The following is a 25,807-nucleotide window of genomic DNA, read 5'->3' as shown; positions in this document are numbered from 1 at the left end:
ATGAAAATTACCGGGATTTCTGTCTTTCAAATCGACCTGCCATTGGAGCATCCATACTGGCTGTCAGGCGGGCGATTGAAGTTTGAGAAGCTGGATGCGACGCTGGTCAAGATTGAAACCGACAAAGGGCTTGTTGGTTGGGGCGAAGGCACGCCCTGGGGGCATACCTATGTACCCGCCCACGGCCCCGGCATACGGGCCGGGATCGAGACGATGGCACCGTTTGTTCTAGGCCTCGACCCGCGGCGAGTTCTGGATGTTGAACGCGCGATGGATCAGGCCCTACCCGGACATCTCTACTCCAAAAGCCCGATTGACATGGCGTGCTGGGACATAGCCGGTCAGGTTGCTGGTCTTCCGATTGCTGATCTGATGGGGGGAGGGTCGCGTACGCCGCGCCCTATCGCAACCTCCGTAGGAGCCAAGACAATCGAAGAAACCCGCGCCGTCATCGAACGATACCGGCAGCGCGGCTATATCGCCCATTCCGTCAAAATCGGCGGCGATGTGGCCCGTGATATCGCCCGAATCCGTGACATGGAAAGCCTGCGCAATCCCGAAGAAATCGTCCTCTATGACGTCAATCGCGGCTGGTCGCGGCAGCAAGCATTACGCGTGATGAGTGCGGTCGAAGACCTCAATGTCATGATCGAACAGCCTTGCGAAACACTGGATGACATTGCCGCGATCTCAGGCAAACATGCTTCGCCTGTTTCCGTCGATGAAAGCCTTGTGACCCTTCAGGACGCGACGCGCATAGCCCGCGATGGCATTGCCGAAATATTTGGCATCAAGCTCAACCGGGTCGGCGGGCTGACCAAAGCGGCCCGAATGCGTGATGTCGCGCTGGCGCATGGGATCGATATGTTCGTTATGGCGACCGGTGGTTCTGTATTGGCGGATACCGAAGCGCTGCATCTGGCGGCGACCATTCCGGATGCGAATTGCCATGCTGTATGGGCCTGTCAGGACATGATCACAGTCGATATCGCGGGGGGGCGTGGACCGCGAAACATTGACGGCCACCTGCATCTTCCCGAAACTCCCGGCCTTGGGGTTCACCCGGATGAAAACACATTGGGCGATCCGGTGGCGGTTCATAGGTGATGATCACCTGCCTAATGCACGGGACTTGACGACGGCCATTCTCCAAGGTTGACCTTATCCCGCTGCCATGGGAACGATGCGCGATGGTAAAACCGGACAGGATTCAGCGATGAAGATCGAACCCTTTGGCGTCGAAATCTGGATGGACGAATGGGAAACCCGCTGCGCCTATAACCTTGCGGAAACCTGCGTCGAGAGCCTGAGTATTGGCGAGCTTTTGAAGCTTTCCGGCAAAAACTCGGATGATCTGTCAGAATTGCTGGGGATGAAAATGACCTATGGCGCGATCCGGGGCTCGGATCGGCTGCGTGATGCGATCTGTGGTCTTTATGACCAGCAAAAGCGCAAAAACATCATCGTCACCCACGGCACGATCGGCGCCAACATGCTGGTCCACAAAACGCTGGTCGAGCGCGGCGACAAGGTGGTGGCCGTCGTGCCCACCTATCAGCAACACTATTCCATCCCGGCCAGCATCGGCGCGGAGGTGACGCAGATCCATTTACGGGCCGAGAACGCTTATTTGCCCGATCTTGAGGAGCTGCGCGCCGCCGTAACTCCGGGCACCAAACTGATTGCAATCAACAACCCCAATAATCCAACCGGCGCGGTGATGGATCGCGCCTTCCTGCTTGAGATCGTCGAAATCGCACGCACCGCCGGAGCATGGTTGCTGTGTGACGAGGTCTATCGTGGCACCGGGCAGGAAGGTTCTGGCATGACAGACGCAGTTGCAGATCTTTATGAGAAAGGCATTTCAACCGCAGGCATGTCCAAGGCTTTCTCGCTGGCGGGGCTACGACTGGGTTGGATCGCGGCTGACCCGGAATTGATCGAGGCGGTTTCGATCCATCGCGATTATGACACGATCTCGGTCGGCATGATCGACGACCATTTCGCTGCGCTTGCGCTGGAAAACCACGACAAGGTTCTGGCGCGCAGCCAGGCCATTACGCGCGGCAACCTCGCCATGCTGGAAGAATGGGTCGAAAGCGAGCCCAAAATCAGCTGGGTCAAACCCAAAGCAGGAACAACTGCACTTTTGCATTACGATGTCGACATGCCCACGCGCGAGTTCTGTGTGAAACTGCTGCGGGAAACCGGCGTGATGTTCACACCGGGCTCTGCCTTGGGTCTCGAAGGCTGTGTTCGGATCGGTTACGCCAATACTCCGTCGATCATTCGCGAAGGGCTGGAAAAAGTTTCCACCTTCCTTGCGAAGCTCGACTAGCGCCTCATCGACTGACCGTTGTGGAACAGATGCACCTTTTCGGGTGCCGCCGTGACCGAGACGGTTTTTCCTCGCAGATTGCGCTGAACACCAGGTAGTTTTGCAATCACGGCTTCCCGTCCATCCGGGACTGCAAAGTAAAGCAGCGTGACCTCACCCAAAGCTTCGGTGAAATCCACCAAGCCGGAATAAATTGGTGTTCCATCAGTGATATTTAAGTCCTCAGGCCGGACACCGATATTGACCTTTTTGCCTTCGTCAGCGGCATCCGTCGGGATCGATGAGATTGCCACGCCGCCATCATCCAGCGTCACAGTCGTTGTCTCTCCTGTCGCGGTAATAGTCCCGGGCAGCAGGTTCATTGCTGGTGAGCCGATGAACTGCGCAACAAACTCGTTATCTGGCGTCTCGTAGAGTTCCAGCGGCGTGCCGACCTGCGCGATCCCCTTGTTAGCCAAAACCACAATGCGGCTGGCGAGTGTCATCGCCTCGACCTGATCGTGGGTGACGTAAATCATCGTGCTGTCGGGCATCGCCTCTTTCAGGCGTGCGATCTCGATCCGCGTCGCCACGCGCAGGGCAGCGTCGAGGTTCGAAAGCGGCTCGTCGAACAAATATACTTTGGGGTCGCGCACGATGGCACGACCGATGGCAACGCGCTGGCGTTGTCCACCAGACAATGCCTTGGGCAGGCGATCCAGCAGGGGTTCGAGCTGTAGAATCTGGGCCGCGCGCTCCACGGCGGCATCAACCTCAGCACTGGGCAACTTGGCAATCTTGAGTGCGAAAGCCATGTTTTCGCGCACCGTCATATGCGGGTAAAGCGCATAGGACTGGAACACCATCGCGATGCCGCGTTGCGCAGGTGGCACATCGTTCACCACCTGCCCTTCGATCTCAAGCGTACCGCCAGTGATCTTTTCAAGGCCCGCGATCATCCTCAGCAAAGTGGATTTTCCGCAACCTGATGGGCCGACAAAGACAATCAGTTCGCCTTGCTCGATCTCGAGATCGATATGTTTCAGAACATCGACAGGACCATAGGATTTGGCCACATCCGTAAGCTTGAGTTCCGACATGGTTTACCTCTTTTCCCGAGCCAATAGACAGAATTGAGCGGCATCCAGCGTCAAGTTGCTTTCCCCGCGAACGCCGCCCAACTCCTCCCCGATCACTTGCCAGTCACCTTCTGGCAGGGTCACGTCAACCGGACAGTCACCCAGATTGAAGGCGCAGAAGACCTGCTCGGCTTCATCCTCTCGGGTGAAGGTCAATACCGAACCGACTTGTGACATCCCTGTCTGCGCGCCGGACATCAGCGCTGAGTGCGCATGACGCAATGCAATCGCATGGCGGTAGTGGTGCAGCATCGACGCTGGATCTTTTTCCAACCGATCCACCGCCCGCTCGGCCTGCGCAGCGCTGACTGGCAACCAGGGACGGCTCGTGCTGAACCCGGATTGTTCGTCCTGTGCGGCCCAGACCATCGGAGTACGGCAGCCATCGCGACCTTTGAATTCAGGCCAGAATTCAATGCCATAGGGGTCTTGCAAATCTTCGAACGCAACATCTGCCTCGGGCAGACCCAGTTCCTCACCCTGATAAAGACAGGCTGAGCCACGCAGGCACATCATCAGAACGGCGTGCTGCCGGACAGCTGCGTCGTCCAAACCCCAACGCGAAGCATGGCGTTGCACGTCGTGGTTTGAGAAGGCCCAGCATGGCCATGCATCACCCGCCTTGTCCTCAAGCTGGTCAAAAACCTGCTTTGCGTAAGCTGCCGTCAAAGCCCGCTTTTCGAGGAACTCGAAAGCATAACACATGTGCATCCGTTTGTCGCCGCTGGTGTATTCGCCCATAATCTCAAGCCCGCGCTGCGCGTCGCCGACCTCACCCAGACAGGCGCGGCCCTCGTATTCGTCAGTCAGGGCGCGCAGCCGTTCTAAGAAGGCGATATTCTCGGGCTGACTTTTGGAATAGAGGTGATCCTGATGGTTATACGGGTTCACCATCGGCGCAATTGATGAGTTCCTCTGATCCATCGGCAGGCCGGGATTGTCACGCAGCTGGGCGTCGTGGAAATAGAAATTGATGGTGTCCAGACGGAACCCGTCGACCCCCATATCCAGCCAGAAGCGCGCCACATCCAGCAGGGCATCCTGGACATCCTTGCAATGGAAGTTCAAATCTGGCTGCGAAGTCAGGAAGTTGTGCAGATAATACTGCAAACGCCGCGCATCCCACTGCCAAGCCGAGCCGCCAAAGATCGAAAGCCAGTTATTCGGAGGTGTCCCATCGGGTTTGGAATCAGCCCAGACATACCAATCGGATTTCGGGTTCTCGCGGCTGGCGCGGCTTTCGTTGAACCATGGATGCTGATCTGAGGTGTGGGATAGCACCAGATCGATCATCACCTTCAGCCCGTGTGCATGGGCCTCATCTAGCAACTCTTTGAAGTCCGCCATAGTACCGAACATCGGATCGACATCGCGGTAGTCGCTGACGTCATAGCCGAAATCCTTCATCGGAGATTTGAAGAACGGCGAAATCCAGATTGCATCAACCCCCAGCGAGGCGATGTAGCCTAGCCGCTGGGTGATACCCTTTAAGTCTCCGATCCCGTCACCGTTGCTGTCCTGAAAGCTGCGCGGATAGATCTGATAGATCACCCCGCCCCGCCACCAATCTGACGCCGACTTGGTTTTTTCGAATGCTGTCGCGTTGGTCTGCACGTTCATCACACGCCCTTATTTTACGGAACCGGCAAGCAAGCCGCGAACCAGATATTTTTGCATTGCAAAGAAGACTGCCAACGGCACCGCGATTGAGACAAACGCCGCCGTGGCCAAGATTTCCCAGTTACCGCCACGCGTACCCAGCAGCTCGACGATACGGTTGGTCATTACCGTTGTTTGGCCGCTGGCATCGATCAGGAAGACTTTGGCAACCAGCAGATCGTTCCATGTCCAAAGGAACTGGAAGATCGCAAAGGATGCCAGTGCCGGAAAGCTAAGCGGCAGGATCAACTTGGTAAAAATCTGAAACTCGGTTGCGCCATCTACCCGGGCGTTCTCAATCAGGTCACGAGGCAGCCCGGCCATGTAGTTACGCAATAGGTAGATCGCCAATGGCATCCCGAACCCGGTATGAGCCATCCAGACCCCGAGGTATCCTTTACCGATCCCGATATTGAGATGCAGTTTCAGCAACGGGATCAGCGCCAGCTGCAATGGCACCACCAATAGGCCAACCACCGCAGCGATCAGCAGGGCACGCCCCGGGAAATCCATCCATGCCAGCGCGTAAGCCGCAAATGCTGCGACAAGAATCGGGATAATCGTCGCCGGGATCGTCACCGTCAGGGTATTGAAGAACGCCTTGCCCATACTGTCGGAACTGCTTTCGTTGAACAGAACATGGGCATAGTTTTCCAAGGTGAATTCAGGCGGCAGAGTAGTCGTCACAAACACGCGAGGGCCGCGCTTGCCCGAAAACTCTTCTGCGTTTTCCATCCGATAGTCACCGTTGGCCTGAACCGTGATCGTCCCGCCACGACGAAGCTCAGCCGTTTCGCCCGGAGCAAAGGCATCAATCGCACGGGAATTCACACCCCATCGCGAAATGTCCGAGGCCCGATCACCATCGAAGATATTGCCTTCGATCACATAGAGACCATCCTGCAGAACCTGCGTTTCCGGCGCAGCCGCGCGCAGAGTCAGGTTCTGTTCCGACGGGAAGAGCGCCCGCCACCAGCCGCTGCTGGAAATCTGGTCCGCCGTTCTGAATGACGAGATCAACAAACCGAGTGTTGGGAAAACCCAAAGCACCACAAGCAGCACAACCGAGGCGTGAACGACCCATCTAAGGGCTGGGCGGGTTCCTGCAATATCGCTCATAACCCCGTCCTCCTACTGCATTTCTTTGCGCGCATTGCGCACGTTCCAGATCAGGATCGGCGTCACCAGCAACATGATCACCATGGCGGATGCCGATCCCACGCCCCAGTCATTGGCGCGGAACATCTTGTCGTACATGTAATTGGCCAGAACCTGCGTCTCCCACTGGCCGTTGGTCATCGCAAAAACGATGTCAAAGACCTTGAGGACCACGATGGTGATGGTGGTCCAGACCACCATGATCGTGGTTTTGATCTGCGGCACTTTGATCTTGAAGAAAATCTGGAACGGATTGGCCCCGTCCAGAATGGCGGCCTCGATGGTCTCTTCCGGGATGCCGCGCAGCGCGGCGGACAGAATGACCATGGCAAAGCCAGTTTGTATCCAGACCAGAACGATCATCAGGAAGAAATTGTTCCAGAAAGGCAGGGTCAACCAGGTGTGCGTTTCGGTTCCACCAAAGAAGATGTAGATCGCGTTCAGGACGCCGATCTGATCCTGATCGGCCGGACGCGCATCATAGACCAGTTTCCAGATTACCGAGGCGCCAACGAAAGAAATCGCCATCGGCATAAAGATCAACGACTTGGCGACGTTACCCCAGCGGATGCGATCCGTCAGCTGCGCCACGAGCAGGCCAAATGCGGTGGACATGGCAGGTACAACAATCAGCCAAAGCATGTTGTTGCGCATCGCCTCCCAGAATTTCGGCTCGGCTACCATCTGGGTATAGTTGTCAAAACCCGCCCATTCATATCCGCCTCCGGCTACGCGATCAGTCAGAGACAGGCGCAGCGTCTCAAACACCGGATAGGCAAGATAGACCCCAAGGGCGAGGATCGCGGGAAGCAGAAACAGCCAGGGCCGAATCATATTCGCGCGGTTGATATTGCGACCCGCGTTCGGTCCACGCGCAGGGAACAGGACTTTATCCAGAAATTGGTTGGACAGGTAGAAATAGCCCACGCATCCCGACACACCGATTACGATTGTTAGCAGGCCCTGAATTGCCGGATTCATGGCGTCCTCTCCCTTGCTAGGGTTTCGGGCAACCTGATTGAAAGGTTGCCCGAAGGTTCAGCGGATTACTTGATTGCGTCCCAAGATGACTGGATTTCGCCGGTGACTTCTTCGGCGGATTTCCCGCCAGTATAGTCAACCATGCCGGTCCAGAACGTACCCGCACCCACGGCGCCCGGCATTAGGTCCGAGCCGTCGAAGCGGAAGGTGGTCGCGCCCAGTAGAATGTCACCCAGACCGCGCAGAGTATCATCCTTATAGGCTTCAGTGTTCACGCCCTTATGCGGGGTCAGGAATCCGGTTTGTGCCATCATGACTTCATGTGCAATCGGTTGCTTGAGGAACTCCATGAACGCGCTGGTCGCATCCGATGGATTGCTTACCGCCATCAGAGTACCGCCACCCAGAACCGGGTTACCCAAGTCCTTGTCTGCGAAAGACGGCATGTAAAAGAAATCTGCATCCAGGCCGAACTCGACATCTTCGGGGAAGAAAGCCGGAACGAAGGATGCCTGACGGTGCATGTAGCACTGCGGCGGCGATGAGAACATGCCTTTGGGGCTGTCGCGGAAGTCAGTCGAGGCGACAGCATCTGACCCACCCGAGACCTTGGCGTCATCACGCGCGAACCAGCCAAACTCTTCGATTGCGGCGATAACGCGCGGATCGTCAAACGGGATCTCGTTTGTCACCCACTGGTCGTAAACCTCGGGCGGCTGAGTCCGCAGCATCATGTCTTCAACCCAGTCGGTCGCCGGCCAACCGGTGGCGGCACCCGATCCCAGGCCAATGCACCACGGGGTTTCGCCATCGGCGACGATCTGCTCGGTCAGGGCCTTCAGTTCTTCCATGGTCGTCGGCACTTCGTATCCGGCATCCTCGAAGTTTTCCGGGTTATACCAGACCAGAGACTTGACGTTCACATTGTAGAAGAAGCCATACATCTGGTCATTGCCGTCGGCGTCTTTGTAAGTGCCAAGATCAACCCAGGAATCGCCAGCCGCATAATTGTCACCAACCCAGGCCGCCATATCTTCACCCAGCGGTGTCAGCTGCCCTTTGGATGCCATGATCGCCGCCAGACCAGGTTGCGGGAAGACCGCGATATTGGGGGCTGATCCTGCCTCGGCATCGATAACGATCTGCTGCTCAAAACTGTCGGAACCGGTATAGATCACATCTGCGCCAGTCGCCTCTTCGAAATAGGCAATCATGTTGTTGAAGTAACCGTCTTCCGGGGTCAGCCACGGACCAAAAATCGTGACCGTCTGACCGCTCAGATCCGGGGCGCTTTCGGCCCAGGCATTATAGCTGTCCCAGTTGAACGGCCCCTCGCCCGGCGCGAAGACCAAATCTTGTGCTTGTACCGACCCGGCCAGCAGAGCGATCGCCGCCGCACCCGAATAAAGTGCGTGTCTCATGAGTTCTCCTCCCAAAATTTTCGGCGCAAACGAGATTCGTTTTCAAAGCGCTTTGGATGCCGTACTTTATCCGCTAACATTCAGACCCTGTCAATATCTCGCCTACAAACCCCTAAAAAACTGCCATTCTAAGGCATTCTCTCGAAACATGTTGACTGAGCCAGGTTTTCACAACAAAACAAATGGGAATCAATTTGAAGGCGCTTTGAGTGAAATGAACCTAAAGCAACTCTCTGAGATCCTCGGCCTTTCACAAACGACCGTCAGCCGCGCGCTGAACGGTTACCCGGAGGTCAGCGAAGGGACGCGCATCCGGGTTCAGGCTGCTGCGAACAAGCATGGTTACCGCCCCAACAGCCGCGCCAAGGGGCTGGCGACAGGGCGGTCTATGGTCATCGGCCATGTGATTCCCACCTCGTCCCGGCACGAAATGGTCAATCCGATTTTCGGAGATTTTGTGGCAGGCGCAGCCAAAACCTATGCGGCGAACAATTATGACATGATGTTCACGCACGCGCCGGACACATCAATTGAAGAATCCTATCGCAGCCTGTTCAATCGGGGCGTCGTAGACGGCGTGGTCCTGCAAGGCCCCAAGGTACGAGAGCCGCGCATCTCGGTATTATCGCGCCTCGGCGTGCCCTTCATTGTTCATGGCCGGTCGACCTACGCCAAAGAGCCCTATGATTGGATCGATGTGAACAACCAGCGTTCATTCGAACGCGCTACTCGGTTTTTGATCGATCTGGGCCATCGGCGCATCGCCTTGATCAACGGGCTCGAGGAAATGGATTTCGCGCGTCGGCGGAGGAACGGCTATCTGTCGGCGCTCAAAGAAGCGGGGATTGCGCCTGATCCAAACCTACTGCGCAGCGCTGAGATGACCGAGATTTATGGGCATCAGACAGCCTGCGACATGCTGAAGCTCGACGACCCGCCAACAGCAATTTTGGCCTCTTCGATTATCTCTGCGGTTGGAGTCCGGCGCGCACTGGAAGAAAGCGGCCTGAAAATGGGGCGCGATATCTCGGTGATCGCTCATGATGACGAGTTGTCATACATGCGCAATGGTATGGATGTTCCAATTTTCACCGCAACGCGCTCGTCGGTCAGACACGCGGGCGAGGTGGCTGCCGAAATGCTGATCGAGCGGATCAACGCTCCGGATGACCCACCCAAAACGCGCTTGCTGGAGGCTGAACTTGTCGTCGGCAGCTCGACGGGGCCAGCCCCACAAAGGATGTGATATGAAGTACAAACGCGCAGATTTCCCGCCAGATTTTCAGTTTGGCGTGGCGACGTCGGCCTATCAGATCGAGGGACACGCCAATGGGGGCGCAGGCAAGACCCATTGGGACAGTTTCGCCGCAACTCCAGGTAACGTCGCCAATGCGGAAAACGGAGATTTGGCCTGCGATCACTATAACCGGTTCGAACAGGATCTGGATCTGATCCGGGGCGCAGGCTTCGACTGTTACCGTTTTTCAACCAGTTGGGCGCGCGTGCTGCCCGAAGGGCGCGGACCGATCAATCAGCAAGGCTTGGATTTCTATGATCGCCTGACCGATGCGCTGCTTAAACGCGGCATCAAACCCTGCGCAACGCTGTATCACTGGGAACTCCCGTCACCGCTCGCCGATCTGGGCGGTTGGCGAAACCGGGATATCGCGAATTGGTTTGCAGACTTCACCGAGATCATCATGGGCCGCATAGGCGATCGGATGTTCAGCGTCGCACCTGTCAACGAGCCTTGGTGTGTAAGCTGGCTGAGCCATTTCGAAGGCCAACATGCCCCCGGCTTGCGCGACATCCGGGCAACCGCGCGCGCGATGCATCATGTATTGCTGGCCCATGGCCGCGCAATCGAAACTATGCGCGGATTGGGCATGTCGAACCTTGGCGCAGTGTTCAACCTTGAATGGGCGGAACCTGCTGACGACAGCGATGAGGCACAGACTGCGGCGGCGCTTTACGACGGGATTTACAACCGCTTTTTCCTGGGCGGCGCTTTCAAGAAATCCTACCCTCAAAATGTTCTGGAAGGATTGGAGCCGCATCTGCCGGACAAGTGGCAGGATGATTTCGACACGATAGCTGCACCTGTCGATTGGTGTGGGCTCAATTACTATACGCGCAAGTTGATAACGCGCGCAGATACGTCTTGGCCTTCCTTCACCGACGTCCCTGGCCCCTTGCCAAAAACGCAAATGGGGTGGGAGATTGATCCGGCAGCCTTGTCCCGTTTCCTGATCCGGACCGCGCAAGAGTATACTGGAAACCTGCCTATCTACGTGACCGAAAATGGCATGGCGAGCGCAGAACGTCAAAACGACGCTGACAGAATTGACTACTTGAACCAGCATCTTGCCGAAGTGTGTAAGGCCCTGGACCACGGCGTTCCGATCAAGGGATATTTCATCTGGTCCCTTCTCGACAATTACGAGTGGGCGCTGGGATATGAAAAACGGTTCGGGCTGGTCGATGTAGATTTCGAGACGCTGGAAAGAAGGCCAAAGGACTCCTACCGCGCGTTGCAGGCCGCATTGGTTCGGGATCAGTCTGGTTGACCGTCAAGCTTTGCTACTGCGGGCACACGCCGGTTCAGTTTGGCACCTTCAAATGTGGCGTTTGGCGTTCCACCGTAAGGTTCTGTGTGGCCGAGGATGACGTCAGTTCAACAAACAAGCGCTCGGCGCGCGCAAACCGTTCGAAATAGGTGAACTGAATTGAATTCACTAACGACGGCTCCTGACACTGCACCAGATAATCGGCCTGAAATTCGGTGTGATGCACGGCATTATCGCTGACTTGCCCCTCATCCTGAACGAAGACATCACCAACAAGCGCGACATTGGCCGTTGCAGTCACACACCCCGCTTCAGGCGGCACCTCAAAGATCTCAAGCGGTTTAGAAAGGTCCGAGATTGCGACAGCAACATCCGCCCTCTCATCTTCGTTCTCGGCAGTGTGTTCGAACCCAACAATATCTACGCCTGGCACTTCAAGCGTCAGGCTAAATCCGGTTTCAACGAATGAAATTGCCATATGACCCGCGCCATGAGTATGCGCTTCGATGGCGGTCTCTGCCTGCGCCATCAGCGCGGCTGGTATTAGCGCAAGAACAACGGCCGCGCGTTTCATTCTGTTCACCATTAACCAAACAAACCGTAGGGCATTTTAATACAATTGCGCCTCAGCGCAATGTTCGCCGGGTGCATCGGGCTCCCCAGATATGGTTAGTCAGAAATAGGAATAATACCCGACAATAAAACTCAGGTTGACATTGCCGACTATTTCACTAAGAAATTGCCCCGTCCAGCCCCGCTGTGCCTGCCGGGGTCCGAATCCCGCTAAGAAAGAAAAGTGTTCCACATGACCAGATTGTTCAACGCGGCCAGTGCCCTGACCTTGTGTATCGCAAGTACAGCTGTCGCCGAGGCCCCGTCCAAAGCCGATGTTCTGACCACATATTCCAACATCGCCGAAGCCAAATATGACGACAGTCTGATTGCAGCAAAGAATCTGCAAGCTGCCGTCAACGCCCTGATTGCTAGCCCATCCGATGCCACTCTGAACACCGCACGTGCCGCATGGGTCGCCGCGCGCGTGCCGTATCAGCAGACCGAGGTTTATCGCTTTGGAAACGCCATCGTCGACGATTGGGAAGGCAAGGTGAACGCATGGCCTCTGGACGAGGGCATGATAGACTATGTGGATTCCTCCTACGGCGGCCCCAGCGATGAGAACGAGTTTGCCGCGCTGAACGTCATCGCCAACCCCAGCTTTGATCTGTCTGGCGAGACCATCGACGCCAGCGAAATTACCCCTGCCCTGCTGTCGGATACGCTGCATGAGGCTGACGGGATCGAGGCGAACGTCGCCACCGGCTATCACGCCATCGAATTCCTGCTGTGGGGTCAGGACCTGAACGGCCACGGCACGGGCGCAGGAAGTCGTCCTTATACCGATTATCTAGTTGGTGACGGCTGTACAGGTGGCAACTGCGATCGCCGCGCCCAATATCTGAAAGCGGCAACCGATCTGCTGATTAGTGATCTGGAATGGATGACTGCCCAGTGGGCCGAAGATGGTGACGCACGTGCCGCTCTTGCCGCAAATGAAACTGCTGGCATTAGTGCGATCCTAACCGGCATGGGTTCGCTGTCCTACGGCGAGCAGGCGGGTGAGCGTATGCGCCTCGGCCTGATGTTGAACGACCCCGAGGAAGAGCAGGACTGCTTCTCGGACAACACCCATAACAGCCATTACTATGACGGCCTGGGCATCCAGAATGTGTATTTGGGCAGCTATACCCGCATCGATGGCACGCCTGTTTCGGGTGCATCCCTATCGGATCTGGTGACCGCAGCCGATCCGACGCTTGATACAGAGATGAAAGCCAAGCTGGCCAACACCATGCTGGCGCTAGGCCGTATCAAATCAACCGCCGAAGCGGGTTTTGCGTATGACCAGATGCTGGAACGCGGCAATGAAGGTGGCGAAGCGCTGATTATGGGTGGCGTCAATGGACTGGTCGATCAGACCAAGACCATCGAACGCATCGTGACCGTGCTGGAGCTTGACCAGATCGATTTCGAAGGCTCGGACAGCTTGGATAACCCTGACGCGGTATTCCAATAGGCATCATGGCCGGGCGCATTTTTAGTGCTCTCGGCCTTTCTCAACATCGAGTGTGGCGTCTTGGCACTGGACGCACCCTCAATAACCTACTATTTCACTAGGAAATAGCATACCCCGACTGAGTCGCCATGATCGTTTGCCATTGCACCAACATCTCTGACCACGATATCCGAGCGGCGATCGATTGGATGCGCACGGCAGACCCACAGACCATCATCACTCCCGGCAAGATCTATCATGCCCTCGGCAAGTCAGCGGATTGCGGCGGATGTATGCCGCTTTTCCTAGACACAATGCGCGCAGACGATAATCTTAAAGTCCCCATGCAGCTTCGGTCATTACGATCCGAAGTATCACAGGAGAAAGCACATGAAGGGCGATCCCAAGGTCATAGAATACCTCAACAAATCACTGCGGCATGAACTGACGGCGGTCAGCCAGTACTGGCTACATTACCGCCTGCAAGAGGATTGGGGGCTTGGCCATATGGCCAAGAAAAGCCGTGAGGAATCCATTGAGGAGATGGGCCATGCAGACAAGCTGATCGAGCGGATCATCTTTCTGGAGGGCCACCCCAACCTGCAGAAACTTGACCCACTCCGCATCGGGCAGACCCCGAAAGAAACACTGGAATGCGATCTAGCCGCCGAACAAGACGCGCGGGCGCTTTATGTCGAAGCGCGGGAATACTGCCGCGAGGCCAGCGACTATGTGTCCATGGGCCTGTTCGAAGAATTAATCAGCGACGAAGAAGGACATATCGACTTCCTCGAAACGCAGCTCGACCTTTATGAAAGGATTGGCGAAGCCAATTATGCGCAACTTAACGCATCCAAGATGGACGAAGGCGAGTAAGCTTGCCCTTGCATCGGTGGCCGCACTCACGGCCACCTCTTCCCAAGCCACCGAGCTGCGGGACCCTCATCTAAATTTCCTTCCAAGAACTGCCGAAGAACGCGCCCGGATCGACGCTGTCACAGCAACGCCGGACGACTTCAGTGTGCCGCAACGGTTCGAAGAACTGTCCGCTGGTGCTGCGACCGTGCGGGCGCGCACTGTTGCGGACGCGTTTTCTCAGCCCTCCGCCAATTTAAGCTTCGAACAGGAGCTGGACTTCAAAGTCGGCAACGGGTTGTTCAAAAAGATCTGGGTCTCGTCTCCGTCGTCCACTCTGGCTTCGGACGGTTTGGGTCCGCTATACAACGCCCGCTCGTGTCAGCGCTGTCACATCAAGGACGGGCGCGGTCATACGCCTAACGGCCCGGATGACAATGCCGTCTCGATGTTCCTGAGAGTTTCGGTTCCCGGCAAGCCAGAGGGCGCGCCTGCTGAGATCGAAGACTATATCGCCACCCTGCCTGATCCGAGTTATGGCACTCAACTGCAGGATTTCGCTCTGGCAGGCCATCCCGCAGAATATCGGCTGGACATCACGTATGAGGAAGTCCCCGTCGCGCTGTCCGACAGCGAAACGGCCTCGCTCCGCCGCCCCAGCTATAAGGCCGCCGATTTAGGCTATGGCCCGCTGCACCCGGACGCGATGCTTAGCCCTCGAGTTGCGCCGCAGATGATCGGACTGGGGTTGCTGGAATCAATTCCGGTTGAGGACTTGCTGGCCAAAGCCGATCCTGATGACGAAGATGGCGATGGTATCTCGGGCCGTCCGAACATCGTATGGTCGACGGAATTCGGCGAACCAATGATGGGCCGCTTTGGTCACAAGGCCGGGATGCCCACGGTGATGGAGCAATCGGCGGCGGCCTTCGCAGGTGACATCGGCATATCAAGTCCGCTTTACCCCGCGCCGTACGGCGATTGCACCGAATTGCAGGCCAACTGCATTGATGCACCGCACGGAGACAATGATGCGCGGGGATTCGAGATTGACGCAATTGGCATGGACCTCGTCGCCTTCTACAGCCGCAATCTCGGTGTTCCGGCGCGCCGAGACACCGATGACCCTGAAGTGCTGCGCGGGAAAGAAGTGTTTCTTGCCTCGGGCTGCGCATCCTGCCACACGCCTGCTTATGTCACCCACAGGATGCCCGATAGGCCCGAACAGAGCTTCCAGCTTATCTGGCCCTATACCGACCTGCTGTTGCACGACATGGGCGAGGGTCTGGCCGACAACCGCCCCGAGGCCCGCGCAACGGGCCGCGAATGGCGCACGCCGCCTTTGTGGGGCATCGGCCTGACACAGCGCGTCTCGGGCCACACCCAATTCCTGCACGATGGTCGCGCGCGATCCCTGCTTGAAGCCATCCTTTGGCACGGTGGCGAGGCGCAGGCCGCCCGTGACACGGTAGTTTCAATGCCAAAAGCCGACCGCGACGCTCTGATCCGCTTTCTTGGGAGCCTCTGACCCATGCGTAGCCTTACTTTCGCCGCCGCCCTGCTAGTGCCCTTGGGCGCCTTTGCTCAGGATCGTGCTCCGATTTTGATGGATGTGACCGAAACGCATATTCTACCGCGCTTTGCAGAGCTGGCTGACGCAACCGGTGCTTTGTCGACCACAGCCCAAACAGATTGCGAACCGGAGTCAGACGACCTGCGCGCTGATTACGCCACGGCATTCAATAGCTGGATTTCGGCCAGCCATTTACGTTTTGGGCCGTCCGAGGCTGACGATCGCGCTTTTGCACTGGCTTTCTGGCCAGATACCAAAGGATTCACACCCAAAACCCTGTCCCGACACATCGCCAGTGAAGACACTGCCGTCGACGACCCCGATGCCTTTGCCGAAACCTCAATCGCCGGGCGCGGCTTTTTTGCATTGGAACGAATGCTCTTTGATCCAGCGATGACAGAACAAGGAAGCGCCGACTATCGTTGCGCGCTTATCCGCGCCATCACCACTGATATCAACCGAAATGCCGTAGCGATCAACGCGGACTGGCAAAGCTACGCACCACGACTGACGCAGCCGGGGGACAACAGCCCCTATCGCTCGGGCGATGAGGCGATGCAGGAGCTGTTCAAGGCGCTTACAACGGGGCTAGAGTTCACAGCCGACACACGCATTGGACGCCCTTTAGGAACGTTCGAGCGTCCGCGCCCGAACCGTGCTGAAGCGCGGCGGTCCAAGCGGTCGTTGCATCATGTCACGCTGTCTCTGATCGCCCTGCGTGACTTGGCCGCCCGTCTGTCCTTTGACCACCCCGAGATTGCTGCAGATCTGAATGCCGGTTTCGCGCGGGCCATCGACCGGGCTCAATCACTGGACGACCCCGCCCTCGCCGGTGTTGCGACACCGCAAGGTCGCGTCCGCATCGAAGCGCTGCAGCAATCGATCAACGACATTCGCGAGATCGCCGCGACCGAGCTTGGCCCGACGCTCGGCATCAGCGCCGGATTCAACTCACTGGATGGGGATTGACCATTGACGAACCGCCGCGAATTTCTTGCAGGCCTTGGTGCCGCCAGTCTTGCTTCGGTGCCGGGCTGGGCGTCCGTCGGCGCGCCCCGCTATCTGGCCGCTGCCTTATTCCCAGATGGTAGCTACCGCCTGTCCGGCCTGGATAACTCGGGCGCAGTTTTGTTCGCTATACCGCTACCCGCGCGCGGGCACGCCGCCGCGGCCCATCCGTTCAAAGCCCAAGCGGTCGCCTTTGCCCGCCGCCCCGGGACCTTTGCAATTGTAATTGATTGTACAGATGGTTCTGTCCTAAAGCGGCTGGAGGCACCCAATGGCCGCCACTTCTACGGGCATGGTGCATTCTCGGCTGATGGAACACAGTTTTTCACAACCGAAAACGACTATGAGGCCGCAGAAGGTGTGGTTGGCGTCTGGGACGCGATCAGCTTCGCACGGCTGGGAGAGTTCTCGTCAGGTGGGATAGGCCCCCACGACATGCGCTTGCTGCCCGGTGGCGACATACTGGTCATCGCCAATGGCGGCATCGAGACACACCCCGACAGCGGTCGGACCAAGCTAAATCTGCCAACGATGCAGCCCAACCTGAGCTATCTCGACATTTCGGGTTCGATATTGGAGCAAGTAGAGCTACCCCGCGCGCTGCACAAAAACTCGATCCGCCATCTTGCGGTGCGTGACGATGGTCTAGTGGGTTTTGCAATGCAATGGCAAGGCAGCCAGACCAAGTACCCTGCCCTTCTGGGGCTTCACCAAAGGGGCGAAAAGCCTCGCCTTTTGTCAGCGCCCGAAACGCAGCAAAGAGAGTTGCAAGGGTATGCTGGCAGCATTGCCTTTTCCACCGATGGCCAATCGGTTGCGATCACCTGTCCGCGAGGCGATGCATTGCACCGCTTCGACGTAAATAGCGGAACATTCATCGAAGCTTTAGTGTTCGAAGATGTTTGCGGTTTAGGCGCCGGCAAGGCTGGGTTGGCGTTTACCACCGGAACCGGTGCATTTGGCACTCTGACGACCACCGGCGCCGAAATCACCGCGCGGTCGGATTGCCAGTGGGACAACCACCTGATCCCGATCCGTGCATACGGCTAGAATTCGGCGGCGAACCCTCTCACAGTTTACACTTGGACGAATCAAACTGCTGCCGTATTGGCAGGCGCTAAACCAGCACACCCAAGTTAAGGACTGATCTGATTGAAACAGACGCCCGACGCACCGCATTCCATCTACGGGGTTGAGAAATGGGGCCATGGCCTCATTGAGGTGACAGAAAGGGGCGAGATAGCTCTGCGCAATCCGATGGCCCCCGAGGCCGAGGCAATCAGCCTGCCGGGTATCCTCAGCGATCTGGACGACCGGGGGATCAAAGCCCCGATGGTCTTGCGTGTTGCGTCTTATCTAGAGCATGAAATCGCGCACCTGAACGAGAGCTTTGCCGAGGCAATCGCGCGCGTAAACTATAAGGGCCACTATCGCGGTGTTTTTCCGATCAAGGTGAACCAACAGGCGCAGGTGGTCGACCGGATCGTCGAGTTCGGAAAGAAATACAATTATGGCCTTGAAGCAGGATCAAAACCTGAACTGGTGGTGGCCCTGGCCCATCGCCTGGCCCCCGAAGCGCTGATCGTCTGCAATGGCGTCAAGGATGCTGAATTCATCCAATTGGCGATCCTGTCTCGCAAGATCGGGTTCAACACCGTCATCGTGCTGGAAAGCCCAAAAGAGGCCAATACCGTCATCGAGGTCTATAACCAACTGGGGATCGAGCCCCTGATAGGCGTTCGGGTCAAATTGACCAATCAGATCAGCGGCAAATGGGAAGAAAGTTCGGGCGACCGTTCCGCCTTTGGAATGAACACCGACCAGCTTGTTGCCACCGTGGACAAGCTGAAAGCGGCGGGATTGCTGCACTGCCTCAAGCTGCAACATTCGCATCTGGGTTCACAGGTGCAAGACGTTAACGATGTGCGCCGCGCTGTTGGCGAGGCATGCCGGTATTACACCGAACTCTCGCGTGAAGGTGTACCACTCAGCTACCTGGATCTCGGCGGCGGTATGGGGGTGGATTACACGGGCGAAAAAAAGGCCGCGGAAAACTCGATCAACTACACGGTCGAGGAATATTGCGCCAACGTAGTCGAAACCGTGGCTTACGCCATGGACGAGGCTGAAATCGACCACCCCACACTGATCACCGAAAGCGGCCGTGCGGTGGTTGCGACGTCGTCCATGCTGGTCTTCAACGTGTTGGAAAGCACACTCTACGACGCCCCGGACGGACCAATGGCCGAGCCCGATGACCACCACATGGTTTCGGACCTCGCCGCAGTACACGGCTATCTCAGCAAGGATCGGCTGCAGGAATGCTGGAACGACGCAACCTTCTATCGCAATGAATTGCGCGCGCTTTTCAGACGCGGGTATGTCGACCTGCGCCAGATGGCCCGGGCCGAGCGCATCTACCTGTCCCTTATGGCCCGTCTCAAGGCCTTGGCGGCAAGTGATGATCTGGACACGGAAGTGGATGACCAGCTTGAGAAGGTCGCGGACATCTACCATTGCAACTTCTCGCTGTTCCAATCCCTCCCCGATGTCTGGGCCATCGACCAATTGCACCCGATCGTGCCGTTGCAAAGCCTGAATGAAACACCAGACCGACGCGCGGTCCTGTCCGACATCACCTGCGACAGCGACGGAAAGATCGACCGATTCATACTGGCCGACGGCGTGTCCCCCAGCCTGCCAGTGCATTCGCTGCCCGATGAAGGCGAGTATTTCATGGGCGTCTTCTTCGTTGGCGCCTATCAGGAAACACTTGGCGACCTGCACAATCTGTTCGGCGACACCAATGTTGTCACCATCGACCTGCGCACCGACGGTGGCTTCGACTTGCTGCATGAACAAGAGGGCGACACTATTTCTCAAGTCTTGTCTTATGTGGAATTCGACCCGCAAGACTGTGTCGCCGCGTTCCGCAAAATGGTGGACGAGGCGATTTCGACCGGTACTCTGCAAGCCAAGGACCGAAAAACCCTGATGAGCGCCTATCGCGACTCGATCAACGGCTACACCTATTACGAATAACCCCTTGAGAGGAGACTATCCCATGGGCAAAACACTGGTTGTCGGCGCGGGCGGCGTGTCCCACGCAGCCGTGCACAAAATGGCGATGAATTCGGACATCTTTACCGAGATCACGCTGGCCAGCCGAACCAAGTCAAAATGCGATGCCATCGCCAAAGCCGTGAAAGAACGTGTCGGTGTAGACATCACGACTGCCGAGTTGGACGCGTACAAGGTTGAAGACACAGTCAAACTGATCAAAGAAACGGGTGCAGAGATCCTCGTAAACTTGGCCCTGCCGTATCAGGATCTGGTTTTAATGGACGCGTGTCTTGAGGCCGGCATCCACTACCTCGACACCGCGAACTATGAGCCCGAGGACGAAGCCAAGTTCGAATACCATTGGCAATGGGCCTATCAAGAACGGTTCAAAGAGGCTGGTTTGACTGCCATCCTCGGCTCGGGCTTCGATCCGGGTGTGACCAGCGTCTTCGCCAAATGGCTGAAGAAGCACAAGTTGGATACGATCCGTCAGATCGATGTGCTGGACGCGAATGGCGGCAGCAACGATCAAGAATTCGCCACCAACTTCAACCCGGAAATCAACCTGCGCGAAGTGCTGGCCGAGGTGCGCCATTGGGAAAACGGCGCATGGCAGCACAGCCCGGCGATGACCCACAAGGTCGAGTTCGACTTCCCCGCCATCGGCCCCAAGAACATGTACCTGATGTATCACGAGGAACTGGAGTCGCTCAGCACCCATTTCCCCGAGATTGAGCGCGCCCGCTTCTGGATGACCTTCGGCGACGCCTACATCACCCACGCCAAGGTGCTGGAAAACGTCGGTATGACTCGCATTGACCCGGTGATGCATGACGGCAAGGAAATCATCCCGATTCAGTTCCTGAAAACCCTGCTGCCCGATCCCGGCGATCTGGGCGCGGAGACCAAGGGCAAAGCCTGCATCGGTGACATCGCCACAGGTCAGGCCAAGGACGGCTCGGGCGAAAAGACCTATTATATCTACAACATCTGCGATCACGAGGAATGCTACCGTGAGGTCGGCAGCCAAGCCGTCAGCTACACCACCGGCGTCCCCGCCATGATCGGTGCGGCGCAGGTGCTTAAAGGCAATTGGCGCGAACCGGGCGTGTGGAACATGGAGCAACTCGACCCTGACAACTTCATGGACATGCTGAACGAACATGGTTTGCCGTGGCAGGTCCACGAACTCGACGGCCCGGTTAACTTCTAAATCCTCGCCCGGCGGCAACGCCGGACAGCGCCCGACCGTCCCCATGGGCGGGCGCTTCGCACCCACCCGCGGTCAGGCACTGCCCTCCGCACTGTCCGGAGATAACCTCTTGTCCGACATGATGACTACACAAGCCGGAGATGCAGGAGCTTTCCGCAGGTTTGATCTAAACCGCATACCTACCCCCTGCTTCGTGGTCGATGAAAAAGCTGTCGAACGAAATCTGAACATCCTTGCCGATATCGGCACCCGCTCCGGCGCTCACATTCTCAGCGCCCTCAAGGCGTTTTCGATGTTCTCGCTGGCCCCGCTTGTACGCCAATACCTCGGCGGCACTTGCGCGTCCGGCATCTATGAGGCGCGGCTGGGGCGCGAGGAATATGGCGGCGAGGTCGCAACCTTCTGCGCCGGATATAAAGACGCGGACATGGACGAAATCCTGTCGCTATCGGACCACATCATCTTCAACTCACCCGCGCAAAAGGACCGCTTTCTGGCAAAAGCCCAAGCCGCCGGCGTACAGGTCGGTCTGCGCATCAATCCGGAACATTCCGAAGGCGAAATCCCCAAATACGACCCTTGCGCGCCCTGCTCGCGTCTGGGCACGCCGGTCAGCCAATTGACCGCCGAGACTATGAGTGGCGTGGACGGGCTGCACATGCACACGCTCTGCGAACAGGGGTTCGAGCCGTTGCTGCGGACTTGGGACGCGGTTGAGCCAAAACTCAAACCGTACCTTGGCCAACTCAAATGGCTGAACTTCGGCGGCGGGCATCATATCACCCGTGATGACTATGACCGCGACGGGCTGGTCGCCTTCATCAAATCCATCCGTGAGACACACGGTATCGACGTCTATCTGGAACCCGGTGAGGCGGTGGCCCTGGATGCGGGCATTCTGGTTGGCGAAATCCTCGACTTGCCGACCAACGGTATGACCCTTGCGATCACCGATATCTCGGCCACCTGCCATATGCCGGACGTCATCGAAGCCCCCTATCGCCCCGCCCTCATGGATGAGGCCGAGGCAGGCCATACCTATCGCCTGGGCGGCCCCTCCTGCCTCGCGGGCGACGTGATCGGTGACTACACATGGGACAAACCACTGGAAATCGGCCAGCGCTTCGCCTTCCTCGATCAGGCGCATTATTCGATGGTCAAAACTAACACCTTCAACGGAGTTCCGCTGCCGACTATAGCGCTGTGGAACAGCGAAACGGACGAACTGAAAATCATCAAACAGTTCGGCTATGACGACTTTAAAGGCCGCCTCTCATGAGTATTTTCCTCGACAGTGAACTGTCCGCATCCGAGCGCACTGAGGACGCGCGGTTCCGTGTGATCCCGGTGCCGCTGGAACGCACTGTATCTTACGGGGCGGGCACCGCCAAAGGCCCGGACGCAATTATCGAAGCCAGTAATGAACTGGAACGCATCACTGGCCACGCCGAGCCCTGCGTCGAGGGGATCTTCACCGAAGAACCCGTTGACTGCGATGCAGCGTTGCCAGAGATAATGGAACGCCTAGCCCAACGCACGGAAGCGGCCGTTCGCGCCGGCAAAATCCCGGTGACGCTAGGTGGCGAGCATTCACTTAGCTACGGCGCAGTGTTGGGTGTTGCCCGCGCTCTAAACCAACCGATTGGTATCGTGCAAATCGACGCCCATGCTGATCTGCGCAACGCTTATCAGGGCGAGAAACATTCTCACGCCTCAGTCATGCATCTTCTTGCCGAAGAAGGTATCCGTCTGGCGCAATTCGGCGTTCGCGCCTTTTCGACCGAAGAGGCCGAAAGCCGCCTGAAAAATCACGTGTTTCATGTAGACGCCGAAGAACTGGTTACCGGCAACATCCACTCGGTTGATCTGCCCAAGGATTTTCCCGAACTGGTGTACGTCAGCTTTGACGTTGATGGGCTGGACCCGGCAATCATGCCCGCCACTGGAACACCCGTCCCAGGCGGGCTGGGATATTATCAAGCCCTGCGCCTGGTGGAACACGCCCTGAAGGGCCGAAAATGTGTGGGTTTCGACGTCGTCGAACTGGCCCCGAACGGCAATGCCGCCTGGGATTTTACCGCCGCCCAGATCGTCTATCGCCTGATGGCCGCCTGTTAAGCCTCGGCGGTCTCATTCAGTTCCATGTGCCCTTCGCCCTTGTTCAGAACGCGGCGTAGCATGGGTTCGAAGAACTCCAGCGATTTGGTCGGATAATCCGGGTCGAACGCCTTCTGATCATATTCATGACAAAAATAGCGGCAGTCCTCCCAATACGGGCTGTCGCGATATTTGTCGCGGGCATTCCGATCACCACCTAGATGATGATTGTAGTAGTAGCCCTGAAACACGCAGTGGTGCTTGAGAATCCAGTGTGTCTTCTCACTGACATAAGGCTTCATCATCGCGGCGGACAGTTCCCCGTGATTATAAGGCGACAAGATATCGCCGGTGTCATGGATCAGGGCAGCGACAACCAACTCTTCATCAGCGCCGTCCTCATACGCTCGTGTCGCGGCCTGCAGGCTGTGCTGATAGCGATTCACCGGATACGGCGTCCATTCTTCATCCAGTGAACGAATGGCGTCCAGTATGCGATCCGGCAAAGCAGCGTTGTAGCTCTCTTCATACTCCATGACCGCATCCCAGTCGGCCTTGGTCGCCTCTTCAAAACTGGTCCAGGTGGGTTTGTGGCTCTTGTCCAGCATCGCGCGAATCCTTTGGCTACGTTCGTCAAATCACTTTAAAGCGGCAGATATAGGCAAAAAAATGAATTGATTTTATCAAAACGATCAAAAAATACTTTCAATATGCAAACCAAATCTCTGGAAACATTTTTAAGCGTAGCCGAAACCGGTGGGTTTCACTCAGCGGCCCGTAAGTTGAATGTAACCCAAACCGCAGTCAGCGCCCGGATCAGGGCCCTGGAAGACGCAACAGGCAAACCGCTGTTTTCGCGCGGGGCAGGCGGAACGGTATTGACCGAGTACGGTCGCCAATTCAAACCCTATGCTGAACAGATGCTGTCGCTGTGGTCGTTCGCAGCCAACGACCTGCCTGAACAGATTCAAAATCGGTTGGCACTGCGTCTGGGTGCCCAACTGAGCGTGTGGGATCCGTTACTGGTGGACCTTGCTGTTCGCTTTGAACAACGGTTTGGACAATTGCTTTTAACCCTGAATTACGACCATGATTTGGATATGGTCGACGCCGTTGCTACCCACGTACTTGACGCCGCGCTGACCCATGAAAAACCTGCGGACCGGCGCGTGGTATTCCACGAACTTGCGCCCGAACGGCTGTCTTTGGTTCAAAGCAGGAAGGATGCGAACACCGACGCTGAACGGGTATTTGTCAACATAGAACTGGGCGAGACCTACCGGGATCATGTCCGTTCCACAGCGCGTCTCGCGACAGGGCAAACTATCTTTCTGGGTAATTGCTTGATGGCTTTGCGCTATCTCCTACAGCGTGGCGGGTATGGGTATTTCCCGGACTATGTCATCACTCAGCATCTGAACTCAGGCGAGCTGTTGCGCGAGAAAGATGCGCGCGACTTAATGCTACCGCTGTATTTGGTGGTCCGTTCGGACAGTCAAGAAGTTGAAAACATCCTGCAGTGCCTGGAGGAACTTCGCCGCTGACTTCAGACCGGTGACGGCTTTGGTGCTCCGTTTCGAACCCTTTTTCGCATCAAGGGTCGCCCCGCGGCCAGTAAAAACAGAACCGACACAAGCACGCCCATAACGGCGGGAAGATACAGCAAGCCCCAAAGTCTGGGATCATTGATGACGAACGGGGATACGAATCCCCGAACCCCCTCAAGCAGGACCAGAATGGTAAAGGCACCCAGGATCTGAGGCCAAAGCCCAAAGCGCGAAAAGCTACCCAGCATCAGGGTCGAATATCCGACCAATGCGACCGCAATACATATTGCAATCCACGAGAACCTCTGGTGCAGCTCATCCACCAGATGGCCGATGCTGTGATCATCTTTCACTGAGACCGCTTCGCGATCCCAGATCAACTCGACCGTCGGGATGGCTTCAAGGCTGCGATGGCCCATACTCGAATTCTGGGTCAGTTCGGAAATGTCGTAAGAGGCGTCTTCGAACAACGTGGATGACAGCGTGTTACCAGCCTGATCATACCGCAGCGCAATCCCATCCAGCATAACCAGATGAATGCCCGAAGCCTGATTGACCAGATAGGCCGTAGCACTGGAATAACTGACCGGGTTAATCCCATCGCGACGGTCAGAGACGAAGACTTCGCGCAGCGTTCCGTCCAAATCGATATCGCCGATATAGACGGTTACACCTTCTGCTGGATGCAAGAACTCGCCCTCATTCAACAGCTGTGCGGTGACATCTCCGGCAACTTCATCCTGTCTTAATTCCAGTTGATCAACCGATGCAGGTCGCAGAAAAACGCTGATGACAGCCATCATCAGTCCCGCACTGAGCCCGAACACCAAGACCGCTCGCGCAAGTCGCCACGGGCTGGAGCCTGTTGCCAGCATCACCGTCATCTCGCTTTCGCGGCTCAAACGGTTGGTTGCGTAAACAGCGGCCGCAAACACAGCCATGGGCATGACCGTCCGGATCAGCGTCGGCAAGGTCAACGCCGTGAACTCCAGGAATACCATCGCCGATTGGCCGCCGCTGATGACCCGATCAAAAAGGCTGACTGAACGCGTGATCCAGAACACCCCGACAAGCACAAGGGTGAAAAAGCCAAACAGCACCAGCAATTGCCGCAGGAAATACCCATCAAAACGCGACATGCGACCTCTTGTTTCTT

Annotated in this window: 23 protein-coding genes; 15 read left to right on the top strand and 8 right to left on the bottom strand. The window is 56.9% G+C overall.

Annotated elements, in window-relative coordinates:
• Together ACR0MP_RS14685 and ACR0MP_RS14680 are read left to right on the top strand one after the other, a co-directional pair.
• Nucleotides 1-1,107, top strand: a complete 1,107-nt coding sequence (locus ACR0MP_RS14685; protein WP_480887066.1) for a mandelate racemase/muconate lactonizing enzyme family protein — start codon at nt 1-3, stop codon at nt 1,105-1,107.
• Between the two features lie 109 nt (nt 1,108-1,216).
• Nucleotides 1,217-2,338, top strand: a complete 1,122-nt coding sequence (locus tag ACR0MP_RS14680) for an aminotransferase (protein WP_480887193.1) — start codon at nt 1,217-1,219, stop codon at nt 2,336-2,338.
• Here ACR0MP_RS14680 and ACR0MP_RS14675 read toward each other — a convergent pair.
• The 5 genes from ACR0MP_RS14675 to ACR0MP_RS14655 form a co-directional block, all read right to left on the bottom strand.
• Entirely contained in the window at nt 2,335-3,417 is a 1,083-nt protein-coding gene (locus tag ACR0MP_RS14675) for a sn-glycerol-3-phosphate ABC transporter ATP-binding protein UgpC (protein ID WP_170735743.1), read from the bottom strand. The genes ACR0MP_RS14680 and ACR0MP_RS14675 overlap by 4 nt on opposite strands.
• A gap of 3 nt (nt 3,418-3,420) precedes the next feature.
• Nucleotides 3,421-5,076: an alpha-glucosidase gene (locus ACR0MP_RS14670; protein WP_480887064.1), complete on the bottom strand. Its 1,656-nt coding sequence runs from the start codon at nt 5,074-5,076 to the stop codon at nt 3,421-3,423.
• 9 nt (nt 5,077-5,085) lie between these two features.
• The gene (locus tag ACR0MP_RS14665; protein WP_170392558.1) at nt 5,086-6,234 is read right to left on the bottom strand and encodes a carbohydrate ABC transporter permease; all 1,149 of its coding nucleotides are present in this window, start codon (nt 6,232-6,234) and stop codon (nt 5,086-5,088) included.
• Nucleotides 6,235-6,246: 12 nt separating this feature from the next.
• Nucleotides 6,247-7,254, bottom strand: coding sequence for a carbohydrate ABC transporter permease (locus tag ACR0MP_RS14660; RefSeq protein WP_170402173.1), 1,008 nt, complete (start codon nt 7,252-7,254; stop codon nt 6,247-6,249).
• A gap of 65 nt (nt 7,255-7,319) precedes the next feature.
• The gene (locus ACR0MP_RS14655; RefSeq protein WP_170402176.1) at nt 7,320-8,675 is read right to left on the bottom strand and encodes an ABC transporter substrate-binding protein; all 1,356 of its coding nucleotides are present in this window, start codon (nt 8,673-8,675) and stop codon (nt 7,320-7,322) included.
• Between the two features lie 214 nt (nt 8,676-8,889).
• Here ACR0MP_RS14655 and ACR0MP_RS14650 point away from each other — a divergent pair, with 214 nt between their 5' ends.
• Together ACR0MP_RS14650 and ACR0MP_RS14645 are read left to right on the top strand one after the other, a co-directional pair.
• Nucleotides 8,890-9,921: a substrate-binding domain-containing protein gene (locus tag ACR0MP_RS14650; RefSeq protein WP_170402179.1), complete on the top strand. Its 1,032-nt coding sequence runs from the start codon at nt 8,890-8,892 to the stop codon at nt 9,919-9,921.
• A 1-nt stretch (nt 9,922) separates the two neighbouring features.
• A complete protein-coding gene (locus tag ACR0MP_RS14645; protein ID WP_170735747.1) occupies nt 9,923-11,242 on the top strand; it encodes a GH1 family beta-glucosidase in 1,320 nt (439 codons plus the stop codon).
• A 34-nt stretch (nt 11,243-11,276) separates the two neighbouring features.
• Here ACR0MP_RS14645 and ACR0MP_RS14640 read toward each other — a convergent pair whose 3' ends face one another.
• Entirely contained in the window at nt 11,277-11,816 is a 540-nt protein-coding gene (locus ACR0MP_RS14640) for a ZrgA family zinc uptake protein (RefSeq protein WP_170402185.1), read from the bottom strand.
• Nucleotides 11,817-12,047: 231 nt separating this feature from the next.
• Between ACR0MP_RS14640 and ACR0MP_RS14635 the strand changes: the two genes are divergently transcribed.
• The 10 genes from ACR0MP_RS14635 (at nt 12,048) to speB (ending at nt 23,125) form a co-directional block, all read left to right on the top strand.
• Nucleotides 12,048-13,316, top strand: a complete 1,269-nt coding sequence (locus tag ACR0MP_RS14635; protein ID WP_480887062.1) for an imelysin family protein — start codon at nt 12,048-12,050, stop codon at nt 13,314-13,316.
• Nucleotides 13,317-13,444: 128 nt separating this feature from the next.
• On the top strand, nt 13,445-13,738 hold the full coding sequence (locus ACR0MP_RS14630) for a (2Fe-2S)-binding protein (protein WP_170392565.1): 294 nt from the start codon (nt 13,445-13,447) through the stop codon (nt 13,736-13,738).
• Nucleotides 13,686-14,171 (top strand): bacterioferritin, encoded by a 486-nt coding sequence (gene bfr, locus ACR0MP_RS14625; RefSeq protein ID WP_170402188.1) that lies wholly within the window; start codon nt 13,686-13,688, stop codon nt 14,169-14,171. The genes ACR0MP_RS14630 and bfr overlap by 53 nt, the downstream gene beginning before the upstream one ends.
• On the top strand, nt 14,131-15,678 hold the full coding sequence (locus tag ACR0MP_RS14620) for a di-heme oxidoreductase family protein (RefSeq protein ID WP_480893796.1): 1,548 nt from the start codon (nt 14,131-14,133) through the stop codon (nt 15,676-15,678). The genes bfr and ACR0MP_RS14620 overlap by 41 nt, the downstream gene beginning before the upstream one ends.
• Nucleotides 15,679-15,681: 3 nt before the next feature.
• Nucleotides 15,682-16,692, top strand: coding sequence for an imelysin family protein (locus tag ACR0MP_RS14615; RefSeq protein ID WP_170735751.1), 1,011 nt, complete (start codon nt 15,682-15,684; stop codon nt 16,690-16,692).
• Nucleotides 16,693-16,695: 3 nt separating this feature from the next.
• A complete protein-coding gene (locus ACR0MP_RS14610; RefSeq protein WP_170735753.1) occupies nt 16,696-17,781 on the top strand; it encodes a DUF1513 domain-containing protein in 1,086 nt (361 codons plus the stop codon).
• Between the two features lie 102 nt (nt 17,782-17,883).
• Nucleotides 17,884-19,773, top strand: coding sequence for a biosynthetic arginine decarboxylase (gene speA, locus ACR0MP_RS14605; RefSeq protein WP_480887059.1), 1,890 nt, complete (start codon nt 17,884-17,886; stop codon nt 19,771-19,773).
• A 22-nt stretch (nt 19,774-19,795) separates the two neighbouring features.
• Complete coding sequence (locus ACR0MP_RS14600; protein ID WP_170735755.1) at nt 19,796-21,007, top strand: saccharopine dehydrogenase family protein; 1,212 nt, start codon at nt 19,796-19,798, stop codon at nt 21,005-21,007.
• A 109-nt stretch (nt 21,008-21,116) separates the two neighbouring features.
• Nucleotides 21,117-22,286, top strand: coding sequence for a carboxynorspermidine decarboxylase (gene nspC / locus ACR0MP_RS14595; RefSeq protein WP_170402899.1), 1,170 nt, complete (start codon nt 21,117-21,119; stop codon nt 22,284-22,286).
• Nucleotides 22,283-23,125, top strand: a complete 843-nt coding sequence (gene speB, locus ACR0MP_RS14590) for an agmatinase (protein ID WP_170402203.1) — start codon at nt 22,283-22,285, stop codon at nt 23,123-23,125. The genes nspC and speB overlap by 4 nt, the downstream gene beginning before the upstream one ends.
• On the opposite strand, the gene ACR0MP_RS14585 is transcribed toward speB, so the two are convergent.
• Complete coding sequence (locus ACR0MP_RS14585) at nt 23,122-23,712, bottom strand: HD domain-containing protein (RefSeq protein WP_170402206.1); 591 nt, start codon at nt 23,710-23,712, stop codon at nt 23,122-23,124. The two genes, speB and ACR0MP_RS14585, sit on opposite strands and share 4 nt — an antisense overlap.
• A gap of 102 nt (nt 23,713-23,814) precedes the next feature.
• On the opposite strand from ACR0MP_RS14585, the gene ACR0MP_RS14580 reads away from it, so the two are divergent.
• Nucleotides 23,815-24,648 (top strand): LysR family transcriptional regulator, encoded by an 834-nt coding sequence (locus ACR0MP_RS14580; RefSeq protein WP_170402209.1) that lies wholly within the window; start codon nt 23,815-23,817, stop codon nt 24,646-24,648.
• A gap of 2 nt (nt 24,649-24,650) precedes the next feature.
• Here ACR0MP_RS14580 and lptF read toward each other — a convergent pair whose 3' ends face one another.
• A complete protein-coding gene (gene lptF, locus ACR0MP_RS14575; RefSeq protein ID WP_170402212.1) occupies nt 24,651-25,790 on the bottom strand; it encodes an LPS export ABC transporter permease LptF in 1,140 nt (379 codons plus the stop codon).
• Between the last annotated feature and the right edge of the window lie 17 nt (nt 25,791-25,807).

Source organism: Ruegeria sp. K3 (genome assembly GCF_056531845.1).
Note: the sequence above shows the minus strand (reverse complement) of the source record. Positions and strands in the feature narration are given on the sequence as shown.